This window comes from Arthrobacter sp. efr-133-TYG-120 (assembly GCF_030209785.1).
Lineage (GTDB): Bacteria > Actinomycetota > Actinomycetes > Actinomycetales > Micrococcaceae > Arthrobacter.
This window is the reverse complement of sequence record NZ_JARVRI010000031.1, coordinates 1-17,350: the sequence shown is the minus strand read 5'-3', so window position 1 is coordinate 17,350 and position 17,350 is coordinate 1. Positions and strand designations below refer to the sequence as shown.

General features: G+C 65.5%; 14 protein-coding genes. 4 read left to right on the top strand and 10 right to left on the bottom strand.

From position 1 onward, the window contains the following. Positions 1–8: 8 nt before the first annotated feature. Genes QRN51_RS17510 through QRN51_RS17485 form a run of 6 tightly spaced genes read right to left on the bottom strand, consistent with a single transcriptional unit; the run spans position 9 to position 6,105 of the window. Positions 9–1,196 carry an LLM class flavin-dependent oxidoreductase gene (locus tag QRN51_RS17510; protein ID WP_284991123.1) on the bottom strand — a complete coding sequence of 396 codons (1,188 nt, stop codon included), beginning with the start codon at positions 1,194–1,196 and terminating at the stop codon, positions 9–11. Further along, complete coding sequence (locus QRN51_RS17505; protein WP_284991122.1) at positions 1,193–2,038, bottom strand: DUF1684 domain-containing protein; 846 nt, start codon at positions 2,036–2,038, stop codon at positions 1,193–1,195. The genes QRN51_RS17510 and QRN51_RS17505 overlap by 4 nt, the downstream gene beginning before the upstream one ends. Then, a complete protein-coding gene (locus QRN51_RS17500; RefSeq protein WP_284991121.1) occupies positions 2,022–3,182 on the bottom strand; it encodes an LLM class flavin-dependent oxidoreductase in 1,161 nt (386 codons plus the stop codon). Before QRN51_RS17500 ends, QRN51_RS17505 begins: the two co-directional genes overlap by 17 nt. Further along, entirely contained in the window at positions 3,179–4,177 is a 999-nt protein-coding gene (locus QRN51_RS17495; protein WP_284991120.1) for an ABC transporter substrate-binding protein, read from the bottom strand. The genes QRN51_RS17500 and QRN51_RS17495 overlap by 4 nt, the downstream gene beginning before the upstream one ends. A 12-nt stretch (positions 4,178–4,189) precedes the next feature. Then, positions 4,190–5,029 carry an amino acid ABC transporter ATP-binding protein gene (locus tag QRN51_RS17490; protein WP_284991119.1) on the bottom strand — a complete coding sequence of 280 codons (840 nt, stop codon included), beginning with the start codon at positions 5,027–5,029 and terminating at the stop codon, positions 4,190–4,192. Further along, complete coding sequence (locus QRN51_RS17485) at positions 5,026–6,105, bottom strand: amino acid ABC transporter permease (RefSeq protein ID WP_284991117.1); 1,080 nt, start codon at positions 6,103–6,105, stop codon at positions 5,026–5,028. The genes QRN51_RS17490 and QRN51_RS17485 overlap by 4 nt, the downstream gene beginning before the upstream one ends. 266 nt (positions 6,106–6,371) lie before the next feature. On the opposite strand from QRN51_RS17485, the gene QRN51_RS17480 reads away from it, so the two are divergent. After that, positions 6,372–8,357, top strand: a complete 1,986-nt coding sequence (locus tag QRN51_RS17480) for an FAD/NAD(P)-binding protein (protein ID WP_284991116.1) — start codon at positions 6,372–6,374, stop codon at positions 8,355–8,357. Between the two features lie 56 nt (positions 8,358–8,413). Then, positions 8,414–8,935 (top strand): GNAT family N-acetyltransferase, encoded by a 522-nt coding sequence (locus QRN51_RS17475; protein WP_284991114.1) that lies wholly within the window; start codon positions 8,414–8,416, stop codon positions 8,933–8,935. A gap of 2 nt (positions 8,936–8,937) precedes the next feature. Here the strand turns inward: QRN51_RS17475 and QRN51_RS17470 are convergent, their stop codons facing one another. Then, positions 8,938–9,516 (bottom strand): DinB family protein, encoded by a 579-nt coding sequence (locus QRN51_RS17470; RefSeq protein ID WP_059389807.1) that lies wholly within the window; start codon positions 9,514–9,516, stop codon positions 8,938–8,940. 75 nt (positions 9,517–9,591) lie between these two features. On the opposite strand from QRN51_RS17470, the gene QRN51_RS17465 reads away from it, so the two are divergent. After that, positions 9,592–11,286 (top strand): helicase HerA-like domain-containing protein, encoded by a 1,695-nt coding sequence (locus tag QRN51_RS17465; RefSeq protein WP_284991112.1) that lies wholly within the window; start codon positions 9,592–9,594, stop codon positions 11,284–11,286. Between the two features lie 112 nt (positions 11,287–11,398). Continuing rightward, entirely contained in the window at positions 11,399–12,391 is a 993-nt protein-coding gene (locus QRN51_RS17460) for a zinc ribbon domain-containing protein (protein ID WP_253257532.1), read from the top strand. Positions 12,392–12,428: 37 nt separating this feature from the next. Here the strand turns inward: QRN51_RS17460 and QRN51_RS17455 are convergent, their stop codons facing one another. The 3 genes from QRN51_RS17455 to QRN51_RS17445 form a co-directional block, all read right to left on the bottom strand. Further along, positions 12,429–14,402 carry an NHL domain-containing thioredoxin family protein gene (locus tag QRN51_RS17455; RefSeq protein ID WP_284991111.1) on the bottom strand — a complete coding sequence of 658 codons (1,974 nt, stop codon included), beginning with the start codon at positions 14,400–14,402 and terminating at the stop codon, positions 12,429–12,431. Continuing rightward, a complete protein-coding gene (locus tag QRN51_RS17450) occupies positions 14,402–16,513 on the bottom strand; it encodes a bifunctional copper resistance protein CopD/cytochrome c oxidase assembly protein (RefSeq protein ID WP_284991160.1) in 2,112 nt (703 codons plus the stop codon). Before QRN51_RS17450 ends, QRN51_RS17455 begins: the two co-directional genes overlap by 1 nt. A gap of 160 nt (positions 16,514–16,673) precedes the next feature. Continuing rightward, entirely contained in the window at positions 16,674–16,958 is a 285-nt protein-coding gene (locus QRN51_RS17445; protein ID WP_184739845.1) for an HU family DNA-binding protein, read from the bottom strand. Between the last annotated feature and the right edge of the window lie 392 nt (positions 16,959–17,350).

The window sequence follows — 17,350 nt, the reverse complement described above, 5'->3', positions numbered from 1 at the left end:
TTCTCTCCTCAGTTTTCCAAGCCAACGACGGCGGCGCCCGCCGCGCCCACGCTCGCGTACCGGCTCAGCGGCCGTTCAAGACCCAGCAGTTCCCGGAACGTGCCGCCCTGGGCAACAGGCTTCAGGACCGCACGGCGACGGAGCTCAGGCAGCACCAGCTGCGCCAGTTCCTCAAGCTCCACGTCCAGCACAGCCGGATGCAGCCTTACGCCGTCGGCCACAGCCAGCAACCCGGCAAGGAAGTCCGCCAATTCCGCCGCCGTGCCGACGAAGCGCGCCCGGGAACTGGTCCACGGAGTAAACGCGTCCAGTTCGGCGAGCCGCGCGGAGGCGCTTTGCCCACGCGAGTCAAGGACGACGTCGAGCTCCGCCACTACCGCCGGGCCGCCCGCAAGAACCGGGCCGCCCCCAACAGCGGTCCGGGCACGCACGTCCGCAACCTCCTCGGCGAGAAGTGAAGGCGTCGGAGCGGACACCAGCACCACGTCGGCGTCCGAACGAAGCAAGCCAGCCTGGGCAACCACGGGCAATTGCCCCTGCAGCGGGCGCGGAATGATGGAGGGCCCTTTCACGGAATACCCGGCCCCTGCGAAATCCGCCGGCGTCTCGAAGTCGACGTAGTGCAGTTTGTTAACGTCGAGGTACCGACCGGTGGGGACGTCGCGGATCACGGCGTCGTCCTCCCAGGAATCCCAAAGCCGCCGGCTCACTTCCACCGACGCCGCGGCCTCCTGCGCCAAGGCGGCACCTTCAACAAATGAACGCCCGACGGCGGCAGCCTCCTCCGCGGAGCCGCTCGCCGCGACGAGCCAACCCGCCCGTCCGCCGGAGACGTAGTCGAGGCTCGCGAGCTGCGTCGCGATGTGGAAAGGCTCGGTGTAGACGGTGTCGACTTCCGGAACCAGCACAATGGAACTCGTGACGGGCCCCGCGAAGGCGGCGCGCTGAAGGGCGTTCAGGCGGCCTGCAACATCTCGCCCGCCAGCGCCGGAGCCGTCAGTCCCAGACCTATCAGCGAACGTCGCCACATGAATCCCGGCCGATTCCGCCGCCAGCACCGTGTTCCGGATCCGCGAACCGTTCAGCAACTCATCCGGGGCATGCCGGGCTTTGCGCCAGGCCGCGGGGTGGGCGCCGTCGCCGTCGAGCTCCAAGGCCAGGAATCCGGGCTGGCCCGGACGGGAGATGCCGCTCATTGCTGCTCCTGCCTTTCGTAAGGGATCTGTTCGCCGGCTTCGATGGCCACGCTCAGCCGGTTTTCCGAGGGTGGGAGCGGGCACGTGGCAAGGTCCGTGTAGGCGCACGGCAAGTTGACGGCACGGTTGAAGTCGAGCACCACGGAGCCGTCCGATTCCGGGGTCACCGTGAGCGAGCGATTGGCCGCGTAGGTGGTCTTGCCCGACGTCGCATCCGTGAACAGCACCGAGAGTGTGCCCGGCGCATGTCCGTTGAAGGCCGTGAGCACCAAGTCCTGGCCCGCGAGGTTGAAGTGGAGCTCGCCGGGCGCCTCGTAGACGTGCTGGATACCCTCGACGGCGGCCCCCACTGTGGTCGGTCGGGGAACCTCAAACGGCACGAACGTACCGTTCACCGCGAACGATGCATCCGGTGCGTATGCGGGCGTTCCGCGGTATTCGTTGAGCAGCGGATTCCCGGGGTGCCGCGGCCGGACGATGTACTCGCCGCCGCGCTTGGCGAGCTCGACGACCGTGTCCCCCGCGTTGAGGTTGAGGCCGTCTCGTTCCGCGATGGGGCCGAAAACGACGGTGGCCCCGGCGGCGTCGGTGTTGAGTTCCCGGCCGTCCCGAAGCAGGCTTTCGCCTGGTCCTAAAACCACAGTGACGACGTCGTTCTCCACACTCCAGGCGCCGGGCACCCCGTCGAGCGGAGCAGCTTCGGAACCAAGCCAGTGCAGATGGGTGACAGCGAGGAATCCGTGCGGATCGGCCCGGTGACGCTCGTGCTCGGCGTGCCATTCCTGCCAGGCGGCGGTGAAGGCCGCAGTGGTGGACGTAGCCGTTTCAGTGGGCGTAGGCATGATTCCTCCTGCGGTTTGCATGATCTGTGGTGACAGTTCCGGAAGCGTCCGGTGACGTGGCGCCAGCGAATTCCGGGCGGCCACCAAAGGGATCCGCCGGTTCCCACAAGGTGGTGGGCGCGGCGGCGCGGACGGCCGGGATGACCTCGAGCGCGAACCGCTCCAGGATCTCCAGCTGCTGCTCGAAGGGCAACGTGGTGGGCAAGGAAATGGACTGAAGATCGTGGCCGTAGAGCGAGTGGTAGCTCAGGATTTTGTCGATCACCTGTTCCGGACTGCCCACCAGTGCTGGCCCTTCAGCCACGGCATGCTCGATGTCCCGGAACGGCGAATTGTTGCCCGGGACGTTGCGTCCAGCGGTCAAGGCCTCATAAACAGGCCCGAACTGGCGCTTGGCTTCCTGCGTGGTGTCCGCGACGAACACGCCGCCTGCGCCGGAACCCGAACCGAGGTACTGGTGCCGAGGATCGTGGCCGTGGCGTTCGTATTCCTCGCGGTAGTGGTCGATCAGGATCTTGTAGTTCTCGCGAGGCTGGATGGCGTTGGCCGTGAAAAGTGGATCGCCCCACTGGGCGGCGAGGGCAGCCGAGGTCAGGGTTGTAGCCGAGCCGTGCCAAATCCGCGGCGAACCCGCAAACGGTCGCGGCGTCGTCGTCGTCGCTTCGCTCAATGCGGGCCGGAAACGGCCGGACCAGGTGACGTTTTCTTCACGCCACAGCCTCCGCAACAAGCCATACTTTTCGGCGAGCAGCTCCCACTGATCATCGAGGGAGAGCCCGAACAACGGATATTGCAGCACTTCGTTGCCCTTGCCGATCACGAGTTCCAGGCGGCCCCGGCTCAGCTGATCGATCGTGGCGTAGTCTTCGGCCACCCGCACGGGATCGAGCACCGACAAGACGGTGACGCCGGTCTGCAATCGAATACGGTTGGTGACCGCCGCGATGGCGGCGAGGACCGTCGTCGGGGACGATGAGATGAACTCACCGGCATGCCTCTCCCCCACAGCGAAACTATCGAAACCCAATTCCTCGGCCCGGCGCGCAGTCTGCACCACTTGGTTGAGCCGCTCGGCCGTCGAGACGATTTCTCCCGTCAGCGGGTTCTTCAGGTGCGGAATGATGTCGAGTACCTGGAACTTCACTGTGTTTTCCCTGTCTGGGCACTCCCGAAGTTTGCCTCTGTCACGGTCTTCGATTCCGGCAAGGCTTCCTGCGAAAGGCCCCAGCGGTCCAGGACCTTCCCGTAGGAGCCATCCTTGATCGCCGAATTCAGGGCATCCGTGATGGCCGGAGCCAGGCCGTTGCCTTTGAGGGTGGTGGCCGCGACGAGGGTCTCTGAAGGCCAGCCAGCGTTGACTTTGCCCACCACTTTCAGGTCGTCCCGCGTGTTCTCGCGGTAGGAGACGGACGGATAGGGCGCGATGTTCAGGTCCGTCCGGCCCGAGGAGAGCGCCAGGATGGTGTCGGCGTCGGAGGAGTAGTACTGCAGTGTTGCCGGAGCCTTGCCACGGGATTCCAGGTCCTTGTTCCAGGCCAGGAGGATCTTCTCCTGGTTGGTGCCCGAGCCCACCGAGACCTTCAGCCCGGAGATGTCGTCCGCACCCTTGATGTTGTACGTGGACGATTTCTTGGCTTCGAATCCCATGTACGCGGCGCGGTAGGTGGAGAAGTCGAACAGTTTCACCCGGTCCTTATTGATGCCCACGTTCGAGAAGACCGCTTCGAAATCGCCCGACTGCGTCTTGAGCGGCCAGTTCTCCCAGGAGGTGACCTGCACGTCCAGTGCGAGGCCCAGCTTGTCGGCCACGAGCTGGGCGATGTCCACCTCGACTCCGATCGGGGTCTTGTCATCCGTCGCATGGAAGGACAGCGGGATGGACCCGGCCGTGGTGGCAACGGTCAGTTTGCCGTCCTTGCCGATCGCGGCCGGCACGGCGGCTGCCGCGGCGGGATCCTTCTGCGCCCGGATACGGTTCTGCTCGGGCGAGGTGTTGTAGACGACGCCGTTGCGGGCGGCACTCGCCGACGGGCTGGCCCCGGCCGCGGAGGCACCGGGGTCGGAGCACCCGGCGAGCGCCGGGAGTACGACGGCGGGCAGCACCGCGAGCGCGAGAAGCCTGGTTTTGATGCGTGGCATTGGGTTGGTTCCTCAGATGTTGAAAGCTGGTTCGATGACTTTGGAGAAGAAGCTCCGCGTCCGGGGTTCACGGGGATTCGCGAAGATCTCCTGGGGACTGCCTTGCTCAACGATCTGGCCCTGATCCATGAAGACCACGATGTCTGCGACGTCGCGGGCGAAGCCCATTTCGTGCGTGACGATGATCAACGTGGTGCCGGAGGTGGCGAGTTCGCGGATGACGTCCAGGACTTCGTTGACCAGCTCCGGATCGAGCGCCGACGTCGGTTCGTCGAAGAGCAGGATCTTAGGGTCAAGGGCAAGCGCCCGGGCGATGGCAACGCGCTGTTGCTGGCCGCCGGACAACTGCCGCGGATAGGCGTCGGCCCGGTCCTTGAGGCCCACGCGGTCCAGGAGTTCCAGCCCGCGCTTGCGCGCTTCGGCCTTGTTCCGGTGGAGCGCGACGACGGGTGCTTCCGTCACGTTTTCCAGCGCGGTGAGGTGCGGGAACAGGTTGAAGTTCTGGAACACCATGCCGATGTCCGTGCGTTGCTTGAGGATGTCCTTTTCGCGCAGTTCGTGCAGCTTGTTTCCGCGGACCTGGTAACCCACCAATTGGCCGTCGATGGTGATGTACCCGCCGTCCACCTTTTCCAAGTGGTTAATAGTCCGCAGAAGCGTGGACTTACCCGAGCCGGAGGGTCCCACGATCACGGCGACGCCGCCTGGCGGCACCGTCAGGGACACACCCTTGAGGACTTCCGTTCCCCCAAAGGACTTGCGGACGTTGGTGATTTCCACGTGGCCGCGGGTTGCAGCGGCGGCCGGCGCCGCCGTCGTCGGGCTCTCAGCGGGAAAAGCAGCGGTGCTCATCGGGCGTCCTTCGCTCGGTCAAGGTTCACGGGTGCGTGGGTGGCAAAGAACTTCCTTGCCTTCTGCAGCGGAGTGAGCGGCAAGTTGCGGACGGCGCCCTTCGAATAATGCCGCTCGATGTAGTACTGGAAGACGCTCAGGACCGAGGTAATGGCGACGTACCAGAGCGTCGCCACGAGGAGCAGCGGAAGGACTTGCTGGGTGCGGTTGTAGATGACCTGCACGGTGTAGAAGAGCTCGGAATAGGCCAGGACATAGACGATTGAGGTGCCCTTGACCAGGCCGATGATCTCGTTGAAAGCGGTGGGCAGGATGGCCCGCATGGCCTGCGGCAAGACGATCCTGGTGGAGCGTCGCCACGCCGGAATGCCTAGGGCCGCGGCTGCCTCGAGCTGGCCCTGATCCACCGAGAGGATGCCGCCACGGATGATCTCCGCCGAGTACGCCGCCTGGTTGAGGGTCAGGCCCAGGACTGCCGCAGCGAATTGGCTGATGAGCGTGGTGGTCTGGACCTCGAAGAAGCGGATATCCGTGAAGGGGATGCCCAAGCTGATTTTCTCGTAGAGGTAGCCAAGGTTGTACCAAAGCAGCATCTGCACCAACAAGGGAGTGGAACGGAAGATCCAGGAAAACGTCCAGGACACCGACAGCAGCAGTGGCGAGGCCGACAGCCTCATGAGGGCCAGGATGAAACCGAGGACAAAGCCGAGCGCGCCGGAGATGGCCGTCAGCTTGAGTGTCTCCACGAGGCCGTTCACCACGGACTGCGCGGTGAACCATTGCGCCACCACGCCCCACTCCCAGCGCGGATTCGTCGCGAGGGACCAGGCCACCGCCACGACGCCAAGCGCCACCACAACCGTGCCTACCCAGCGCCATGGATGCCGGGCCGGGACCAGCTTGTAGCCGGAGTAGTCGCTTGGGGCACCCGGGGCGGCAGCACCCTCGGCTGCACTCCGGGCGGCGGCACCCGGCCCGGCGGCCGGCGTCGGGCTTTCCGTGACGGCGCTGGCGGGCGCCGGTTCCGGTGCAGATTGCTGTGCGGACTGCGCCACTGTGGTTGCTGCTGAACTCATGCGCCACCTCGCTTCGTATGGGTTGTTGGCTATCGGATGGCTGCCAATCTAGGGGCGCTCCCGAAGCGGCTGCAAGGCAGGTTTTTGCACTTCTTCATAGGGATTCATCGCGCTTCGCGCGGCTTCATACGGAGCCATATGAGTCCGTTCTTTGCGCTTGTTGACGCACCGTGACGCGTGGTGAACGGCCGTTACCCGGGCCTCGACCGAGGGCCCGCCGGGTCCCTAGGCTCGGGTACCACCAGCCACCGCCAACAGGAGTTGCCATGCCGCCCTTCGCCCCCACGATCGTGTTCATTGGCGGTGGCCCGCGCTCAGCCGGCATCCTCGAACGGCTCGCGGCCAACAGGTCCGGCCTCTTCGACGGGCCCCTCTCCATCCACGTCGTCGAGCCGTACGAACCCGGTTCCGGGAGGATCTGGCGCTATGACCAGAGCCCGGGACTACTGCTCAACTCCACGGCAGCGGACGTCACGATGTTCACCGACAACTCCGTGGCCTGCGACGGTCCCTCCGTTGACGGTCCGGGCCTCGCCACATGGGCAACGGGCGTGCTCGACGGTTCCATCCGCGACGTCCCGGAGCTGGAAGCCCACCTCCTCGAGCAGCTCCGGGTGCTGACACCGGCCTCGTTTCCTAGCCGGCAGCTCCAGAGCAAGTACCTCGAGTGGTTCTTCCGCCGGGCCGTCGCGGCACTCGGCCCGGACGTTTCGGTGACGGTCCACCGGGATACGGCAACCGCCGTCGAACGCCACTCTCCGGAGGGTCCGGGAGGGCCCGACGGCGGTGCGAAGTACCGCGTGCGGCTCGCTTCAGGCGGGGTGCTGGAGGCAGACCTCGTGGTGTACTCGCTGGGCCACACGGACTCCCGCGCCGAGCCGGAATCGGCGCGGTTGGCCGAGTTCGCCGCCCGGCACGGCGGGTTCCACGCGGCGCCGTCGTACACCACCGACGTCGACTATTCGGCGATCGCACCCGGCCAGGACGTCCTGGTTTCGGGCATGGGGCTGGCGTTCGTGGACCTTCTGGTGCTCTTGTTCGAGGGCCGCGGCGGCCGCTTCGAAGACAGGCCCGACGGCGGCCTGGACTATGTGCCGTCCGGCGCCGAACCGCGGCTCTGGGCAGGCTCCCGGCGCGGAGTGCCGTACCACTCCAAGATCTCCTCCACCCTGCGCGGCGAACCCGTCGGCGCACCCCGGTACTTCACCGCGGACGCCGTGGAGTTGCTGCTCGCCGCGCACGAGGAGCTGGATTTCCGGACCCAGCTGTGGCCCCTCATCGCCAAAGACGCCGGCTACGCCTACTACCGCGAGCTCTTCACCGGCTATCCGGAACGCGTCCACGGCGGCTGGGACGAATTTTCGGCGCGCTTCGATGCCCTGGATTGGTACAGCCGCGAACGCGAAAACCTCGTGGCCTCGGCGGTCCCGGACCCGGCCCTCCGTCTCGACCTCGAGGCCCTGGACCAACCGTTCAGCGGTTGCGCCTTCGCGGACCATGCCGCGGTGCAGAGATCAGTGGCGAACTACATTGAACGCGACCTCATGCTCCGCACGAGTCGCGACCATTCGGAAACCCTGGCCTTGTTCACGGCCCTGCTCCGGGTCTACATGGAACTCGGCCGGCTGGTCCCTCAGGAGCGGCTCAATTCGCGCTCCCAACAAGCGGTGCATGGTTGGTGGCACGGCTTCTTCAGCTTCGTGGATTCCGGCCCGCCGCCGCACCGGCTGCGCGAAATCCTTGCCCTGCACCGGGCCGGATTGCTGCAATTCCTGGGCCCGGGCATGTGGGTGCGCCCGGACGAGGCCAGCGGCCGGTTCGTGGCCGGTTCATTCCAATCGCCCGTGGTGGTGGATGCGGCGGCGTACATCGAGGCCCGCTTGCCGTCGCCGTCGGTGGCACGGTCGGCGAACCCCGCGCTTGCGGACCTGCACGACGCCGGATGGGGCACCGAACAGTCACTCCTCACCTCGGACGGCCCGCACTCCACCGGTAAGCTGTTGGTCTCGGGTTCGCACGAAGTCCTGGCTCCCGACGGCGGACGGCAGGCGGGGCTTTTCGCCGTCGGACCCTGGACCTCGGGTTGGGGCGCTGGTGCGTTCGCGCGTCCCGGAACCAACGCAGCGCCGTTCCGCGAGAACGACGCCCTGGCCCGCCGCCTCCTGGCCGAACTCTCCGCCCCTCACCCAACCAGCCCCGTCCACCCAACCAGCCCAGCCCACCCAACTAACTCGCAGTTGTTGTCGTTTTGACGCTCCATAACGACAACAACTGCGAGTTAGTTGGGGACATTCACGAAAGGTAAGCCATGACAACAACGCCGACCCTGCCGCCGTCGGGCCTTTCCGTCCTGACGTTGCCCATGCGCGATCCCCGCGTCAAGCCCCTCCTGGACGAACTCGCCGTCGAATACACGACGCGTTACGGGGACCTCTTCGGCAGCGGAGGCGCGGCCGAGGAACTCAACAGGTACCCGGCTGGCGAGTTTGCCGCACCCCACGGCGCGCTGCTCATTCTGCAGGAGAACGGGGAAACCGTGGCTGGCGGGGCATTCCGCCGCTACGACTCCCGCACGGCGGAGCTCAAACGGATCTGGACGCATTCGGCCCACCGCCGTCGAGGGCTGGCCCGGGTTGTCCTCGCGGAACTGGAAGCCGAGGCATCCCGCCGCGGCTACCGCCGCATCTACCTCACCACCGGTCCGCGGCAGCCCGAAGCCAAGAACCTGTACCTGGCCACGGGCTACACCCCGCTGTTCGACGTCGACGCGGATCCGGAAGAGATCAAGCACCTGGCGTTCTCGAAGGACTTGGCGCCCATCGAGGCGTGAGCCTACCCCACAGCCTGGCGCGCCGCGGCTTCGATCCGGGCGCGGTGATCGGCCCATTCTTCGGTGGTTCGCTGCGACAGGTTCAGGTCCCCCGGACCTTTCCCCGCCGAGCCGTCGATCAGCTCACGAAGTATGTCGGCATGCCCCAAGTGCTGGGCTGTCTCGACGCACATGTGCACCAGGATTTGATGGAGCGTCACGCGTCGGCGTTCTTCCGGCCACCACGGCACTTCCCCCGGAGCGTCGAGTGGGAGCGATTCGATGGTTGCATCGCTGTGCTCGGCCGAGAAGCGGTGCAGTTCGATGATCTCTTCCCTGCTCTCTTCCTGCGGAACCCACAGGTCCGCGTCAGGTTCGGCATCGTCGGCAAACCACGGTAGATCCCGGCCGCTCGGCCGGCCAAAGACCTCCCCGAAATACCCAAGCTCCACACTGGCCACATGCTTGACCAGTCCCAAGAGGTTGGTGCCGGTGGGGGTCATGGGCCGGCGGACGTCGTACTCGTCGAGTCCGTCGAGCTTGGCGAGGAGCTCGCCGCGACGGGCGCGCAGATATTTGAGCAGAACCGCTTTGTCATCCATCCGGGCACTATACCGTTGCCGAGCACGGCAAAACTTTCCCGCCACACCGCGGCCCTGGACCACTAGGCTATGCGCATGGCCAAGAAAACAACAGCTGAAAAACTTGCCACGATCCAGCAGGGATACACCCTCGATGGGCCCACGATCGAGCTGGGTGCCGCCATCGTCGACGGCGAAGTCCACAAAGAGGCCCAAGTCCGGTTGCCGCTGTCCATGATGAACCGGCATGGCTTGGTGGCCGGGGCCACAGGCACCGGCAAGACCGTCACCCTGCACATGATGGCCGAACAGCTGTCCACGGCCGGCGTCCCCGTCTTCCTGGCGGACATCAAGGGAGACCTTTCAGGACTCGCCACCGCGGCGACGGCCAGCGAGAAACTCACGGCCCGCACCGCAAGCCTCGGCCAAGAGTGGGTAGGCAAGGCCTTTCCGGTCGAGTTCCTCTCATTGGGCGGGGATGGCAACGGCGTTCCCGTCCGGGCAACCATCACCTCGTTTGGCCCCATCCTGCTCTCGCGCATCATGGAACTCAACGACACGCAGGAATCCAGCCTGCAGCTGATCTTCCATTTCGCCGACCAGAAAAAACTGGAACTGATCGACCTTAAAGACCTGCGGGCCGTCATCCAGTTCCTGACCTCGGATGAGGGCAAGGCTGAACTCGAAGACCTCGGCGGACTCTCCAAGGCCACGGGCGGCGTCATCCTGCGCGAACTCGTCAACCTCGAGGCCCAAGGCATGGAGAAGTTCTTTGGCGAGCCGGAGTTCGACACCGCAGAACTCCTCCGCACAGCCCCGGACGGCCGCGGCGTGATCAGTTGCCTTGAACTTCCCACGCTCCAGACCAAACCCATGCTGTTCTCGACGTTCCTGATGTGGTTGCTTGCGGACCTTTTCGAAGACTTGCCCGAAGCAGGAGACCTGGACAAGCCCAAGTTGGTGTTCTTCCTCGACGAAGCCCATCTGCTCTTCTCCGACGCATCCAAGGCCTTCCTCGAAGCCATCACCACCACGGTGCGGCTCATCCGGTCCAAGGGGGTCGGGATCTTCTTCGTCACCCAGACACCCAAGGATGTCCCTGCCGCCGTCCTCGGCCAGCTTGCCAACCGGGTCCAGCATGCCCTGCGCGCATTCACCCCGGAGGACGCCAAAGCCCTCAAGGCCACCGTGTCCACGTTCCCGGTGAGCGACTACGACCTTGAGGAAACCCTCACTTCCGCCGGTATCGGCGAAGCGGTCATCACCGTCATGAACGAAAAGGGCGCGCCCACGCCCGTGGCGCTGACCAAGCTGCGTGCCCCGGAATCCGTGATGGGACCCAGCACGGACGAACTGATCCGCAGCACCATCGCCGCTTCCCCGCTGCTGCCGAAGTACGGCACGGCCGTGGACAACATTTCGGCCTACGAGAAACTCACTGACAAAGGGACCGCGCCCTCCACCGGAGAAGCCGCACCAGGTCGGCCGCCGGTACCAGCCTCCGTTGATCCCCAATCCGTGGACGCCGAAGCCCGCAGGATCGAGGAAGAAATCCTTGGCCGTCCCAGCAGCCGCCCGCTACCAGGCTCCGAAGCGTGGCCGCCCGCACCCGCGCCGGTCCAAGCACCGGCTCCGCAGCAAGGCGGCGACGGCATGATGGGCGATCTCGCGGGCGTCCTGGGTGGTGCGCTCGGCGGCGGAATCAAAAGCATGGCACGGTCCTTCGGCACGCAACTCGGCCGGGAATTGCTCCGCGGAGTGTTCGGAACCTCATCGCGCCGGCGCCGCTGAAACGGAGCCGCCACCCGCCGTCGGACCCTTCCCAAATGCGTGTCCAGATGTCACGTGAGGGGAAGGATGCCGGGGTATTGCGGAACCGGCGGGTAACGTAAAGGGCGTGCAGTTGAGTCAAGCGTTGGTCAAGACCGCGGCCGGGTGGCTGCTCGGTCTGATGCTTGCTGTGGCCGCTGCGATCGTTTCCATCAACCTGGTGAGCAACTCCATAGCCAGCCCCCAGCAGCAAGTGCGCGATTACCTGTCGGCCCTCCAGCAGGGGCACGGCGGGGAAGCCCTCGGACTCCTGCACGCCTCCGTGCCCAACGCCAATGCGGCCATGCTGGACGGTACCGCCCTGCAGACGGCGGCGTCGAAGATCACTGATATCAAACTCGGCAACGCCGAATCCCGTGGCGGAAACCGGGTGACGGTCCCCATGGACTACCAGATCGACGGCAAGGCGCTGCATTCGGACTTCCTCCTGGAACGGACGGGAACCGAGTGGCTGTTCTTCGGCAAGTGGTCCTTCGTGCCGTCATCCTTGCCGACCATCGAGGTCACCGTGGTGAACGCCAACGAGGCCACCCTGAACGGGGTCCCGGTAAACCTGCCCAACGGCCGCAACAGCTTTGCCGTGTTTTACCCCGGCCAATACGAAGCCAGCCTCGCCGGCAAATACTTCTCGGCGCCGACTACCAGCACGTCAGTGACTACAGGCGCCCTGCCGCAGGCGCCCCTCAACCTTTTGACCAAGCCCACCGACGCCATGATCAAGGTGGTGAGCGACAAGGTCAAGGAATTCCTGGACACCTGCGCCGCGGACGCCACCAAGCAACAAAAGCTCCAGCCCGATTGCCCGTTCTACCACGTGACCAACAGCCGGGTGGTGGACGGGACCATCAAGTGGCAGATCACGGAGTACCCCAAGGTCAGCATCGACCCCTTTAACGGGCAGTGGGTCGTGGCGCCCCTCAACGGCAAGGCCAAGGTAACCGCCCGCGAAATCGACCTCTTCAGCGGACTGGTCGGCGACCTCAGTGCCGTTCACGACTTCAGCTTCACCACACGGTTGGACATAGGCGCGGACACCATCACGGTCACGCCGCTTGTGAGCTTCTAGGTTCAGCTGCGGCCCGCCCGGTCCAGCCAGCCCCTGCCTAGTCCATCCCGCGCAGGTCAAGCACCAACTCGGAGTCGCCGTCGGCCTGCAGGACCACGGGGATGCCCCAGTCCTGCTGGTAGAGGTGGCACGCGGCGTGATCCGGGATTTCGCCGTCCTCAGTTTCCGGGCCATCACACGCAGCCGCGCGGGCCGTAATGTGGAGGATCCCCTCAGGCACGTCCGCGGACAGCTCAAGGGTCCGCAGCAGGCCTACCGACGTGCCACCGCCGGAAAGCAGCAGCTCAGGCGGGGTCGAGGAGATCTTCAACTGCGTAGGGTCGCCCCAGCGGTCGTCGAGCTTCTGTCCGGTCGGGGCCGTGAAGCGCACGGTCAGCTCCACGTTTCCCGGCGCCACGGGGCTCTTGGGCCGCTGCGTCTGGGATGCTCCCTCGTCCACCTGCTGGGCTTCCTTGGGGATGGGAACGAGAACTAGCTGGTGCTTGTTTGATTCCACCACCGCCAGCAGCGGTTCGCCGCCTTCCGGGTAGACCACGACGACGTCGCTCGGCTCGGCGAGACCCCTCGCCAGGGTGGACACGGCCTTAGCCGCCGGATCGTAGCGCCGCACGGCACCGTTGTAGGTGTCTGCGATGGCCACGGAGCCATCGGGGAGCACTGTGACGCCGAGGGGGTGCTGCAGGCGGGCTTCGGGGGCCTCGCCGTCCCGGAAACCGAAATCGAAGAGGCCCTTGCCCACGGCCGACTCAACAGTCACACCTGATTCGCCAACGACCAGCCGGCGGAGCGCCGAGGTTTCGGAGTCGGCCACCCAGATGTTGTCATCCGCATCGACGGCCAGGCCGGAAGGCTGGGCGAACCAGGCTTCCTCGGCGGGGCCGTCAAGCAAACCTTCAAGGCCCGAGCCGGCCAGGATGGATACCTCGCCGCTGAGAGGCTCAAAGGCGAAGATCTGGTGCGTGCCGGCCATCGCGATGACAACGCGCTGCAGCTTCTCGCTCCACACCACGTCCCACGGCGAGGACAGGGACACCCCGGTCCCCACACCAAGTACCCCGACGTCGAGTGCGTCGGCCGCGAAGTCAGCCGGACCGCCGTCGGGGTGTTCAGCCCAAACGCCGGCACCGCTTTCCGTCACACGGGCCGGGCCGGCGTCGAGCAGGCGCTGCACGCCGTTTCCGGCAACAGTCTGCACGTAACCCGAGCTGAGCGTGACGCCGCGGAGGCGGTGGTTCACGGTGTCCGCGACCACTGCTTCGTAGCCAAGCTGCCAAGCCAGCGACGACGGGAGCACCGCCACGCCCTGCGGCTCGTTGAACTGCGCGATTTCCGCCGCACCATCCAGGTAACCCTTGGTTCCGGAGCCGATGACACGCTCAACCGTCTCAAGGTCAGGACGAAGTTCCACCAAACGGTGGTGGCCGGAATCGACCACCAGGTAGTTGCCGTTGTCCAGCTGGGTCGCCTTGCCGGGGAAGCGCAAGGTGCCCGACGTCGGGACGGGCGCCACGTAGGGGCCATCGCCGCGGTGGAGGGTCCCCTTGGCTTCGTGCTCGGCCACGAGTTCCTCGAGGAGCACCGCAAGGCCGTCTGCGTGGCCCTCACCGGAAAGGTGCGCCACGATGTAGCCCTCGGGGTCCACAGCCACCAGCGTCGGCCAGGCGCGGGCCGTATAGGCCTTCCACGTAGCGAGCTCGGGGTCGTCCAGGACGGGGTGGTGGATTTCGTAACGCTCGACGGCGGAAGCGAGGGCCACGGGATCGGCCTCGTGCTCGAACTTGGGAGAGTGCACGCCGACCGTCACCAGGACGTCGGAGTACTTCTCCTCGAGGGGGCGCAGCTCATCCAGGACATGGAGGCAGTTGATGCAGCAGAACGTCCAGAAGTCCAACAGCACGATCTTGCCGCGCAACGCTTCCAGGTCCAGGGCCTTCCCACCGGTGTTGAGCCATCCACGGCCCACCAGTTCAGAGGCGCGGACACGCAATTGGGTGCGTACGGTTTCGCTCATCAGCGTCCTTCCAGGTTGGTCTTGCTTTCGGGCTGCTTGGAGTCCCGATCAATCAGTTTCGCATCGCGGTCTGCAAGCCGCGCAAACATATCGTTGTAAGCATTCAGGTCGGCGTCGTTATTCCTGTCCGCCGCCCGGTCGGTGCGTTTGGTCTCCCGCTCATCCGAACGCGACCACATGACCGCGACGCCGATCGCCACCAGCAAGGTGGGAACTTCGCCGATTCCCCAGGCCACGGCGCCGCCTGTCTGCTGGTCGAGCAAAGCCGATTGTCCCCAGGTCCGGCCGAGGTTGCCGAAGTAATCGGCGGCAAGCAGTCCAGTGCCTCCCATGATGGATACGCCGAAGAAGGCGTGGAAGCCCATCGTGGCGAGCAAGAGAAGCAGCCGCATCGGGTAGGGCGCACGACGCGGCAGCGGGTCCGTGCCGATCATGGTGAGGACGAAGATGTAGCCGGTGAGCAGGAAGTGCAGGTTCATCAGTTCGTGGCCCACGTGCTCACGCATCGCCCAGCCGAACGCGTCCGAGAAGTAGAACAGGACGATCGAACCGGCAAAGTTCGCCGCGGCGAAGAGCGGGTGGGTCACCACTTGGGAGAACTTCGAGTGCACGAACACCAGGAGCCATTCACGAAGGCCACGGGAGCCATCTCCGCGTGATCCCTCGCCGCGCGACGGCAGGGCCCGCAATGCCAACGTCACCGGGGAACCCAGGACCAGGAACAGCGGCGCCACCATCGTCAACGCCATGTGGTCCACCATGTGGGCGGAGAACAGTATGCGGCCGTATACCGACGGCGGTCCGGACGTGATGTAGGTCAGGACGAGCAGGCCGATCATCCAGTTCACCGCACGGAACCACGACCAGGAGTCACCGCGGCGACGGACCTTGGCCACGCCAAGGATGTAGCTCGCCGCGCCGAAGAGGGCCACAGCCACCCAAAGCCAGTCGAAGCGCCACTCGGTCAACCATCGCGCGGGCGTCAGTTCGGGCGGCAGCTCGTAACCGGACAGGATGAAGGCCGGCGAGGCGTCGGGCGAGTAGGTGGTGGGCAGCGGCGGTGCCGAACTGGCCAGCGCGACGGCGAGTCCCGACGTCGCGCCCATCACCAGAAGTTCAACCAACACCAGCTGCCACAGCACGCGGCGCGTGGTCATCGACTTGCGGCCCAGCTGCGGGATCACCCACTGGCGGTGCATGAAACCGATGCCGCCGAGGACAACGGTGGCAAGCGCTTTCGCCAGGATGATCTGCCCATAGGGGGTGCCAACCAAGGCCGAAAAACTGGTCACACGAATGCTCGCGTTCACGACGCCCGAAGCGAAGACCAGCACGAAGGCGAAGCCGGCCAACGCGGAGAACCGGCGCAGGGTCTGCTCAGTAATGTCCTTGGTGCCTGTTGCCTTGGAACCTCGCAGGAGGCTCGAGAGGACCGCAAGCATGATGATGCCGCCCACCCAGGTGGACACGCCCACCAAGTGAAGGCCGAGCGAATTGATGGCGCCCTCGTGGTCGTTGGAACTCGCGGAGTGCCCGATCAGCGCACTCGGGATTAGTCCGCCCAGGGCCAGGACGAGCGTCAGCGCTAGTCCCGCCAGCGAGCGGACGCCGAACAGCGCCGTCGTGACAATCGCAGCGATGATCGTCACGGCGAGCCACGCCTGGCCCGTCTGGATGTCCGTCATGAAGTAGACGAGGGATGCAGTGAACTGCGCGTCCCCGGAGAGGCTCTGCCCGGCCACATCCGAGTACGTCAACACAAGGACAGCGACGGCGGAGAGCGTCCAGGCAGCGCCTGCTGCTGCCGCTACGGCCAACGCACGCGTGAACGCCGGGTGTTCCGGGGCGTCATCGCCCCTGGATCGGGACAGGTGCTTGGGAAGGATAACGACGGCGAAGATCAGCCCGCCGATCACAGTCGCCAAGGAGACGTTGTGAATGGCTTTGGCGGCGGGCAGCCCCCAGCGGACCAAGGCGCCCGGGTCAGAGACTTGGCGCGCGGCCGAGGCGCCGGAGAAGATCAATGCGCCCGCTAGAGCCAGGAAGAGCGCAGCGAAGCCCGCAAGCTGCCACGGTAGGGAGATCCCCTCCACGGCAGCGCCTGCCTTCATTCCCGGCTTGGAAGCGGGCGAGGGGGCAGTGGAGGGAGTTTTGGCTGATGGCACCTATCCATTGTCCGCTAACGTCGGCGGCGCGGCGAATCGAGCGGGTTAAAGCAGAAAGGCGGCAACCCGCAGGTTGCCGCCTTTCCTAGGCGTTCGCCGAAGTGTCTTACTTCTTGGCGACAGCTGCCTTCAGCTTGGAGCCGGCGGTCAGCTTGACGCTGTGGCCAGCGGCGATCTGGATGGTCTCGCCGGTCTGCGGGTTGCGGCCCGTGCGAGCTGCGCGGTCGGTGCGCTCGATGGCGAGCCAGCCCGGAATGGTGATCTTCTCGCCAGCGGCGACGGAAGTCTCGAAAACTTCGAACAGGGCATCGAGCACGGAGTTGACTGCAGCCTGGCTGGTGCCAGCCTTGCCAGCTACCTCGGAAACCAGTTCGCTACGGTTCTTAGCCATTTGTGTCCTCCTGGACTTTACGATTTTGGAGCCCACACACGGCATGCGTGCGAGCCACTGTTCGAAAACTTACCAGCTTGGGAGGACTCGGCCAGCAAATTCCGCGTGTTTCCGCGCTTTTTTGACCAAATTCACCCTATTTCGGGCGCTTTTGGGGGTCAATTCCGCCGCGGGCGAACTCCCGAACCCCCGACGCTCGCTCACTTATAGGGGGTTTTGAGCGGACGCTCGCTCACATATGCCGGCTCCCGGCGGGACGCCCGCTCACGTATGGCGGGTCCCGGCGGGACGCTCGCTCACTTATGGCGGCTCCCGGCGGGACGCCCGCTCACATATAGCGGCTCCCGGCAGGACGCCCGCTCACATCATGTGAGCGGGGGTCCGGGGAAACC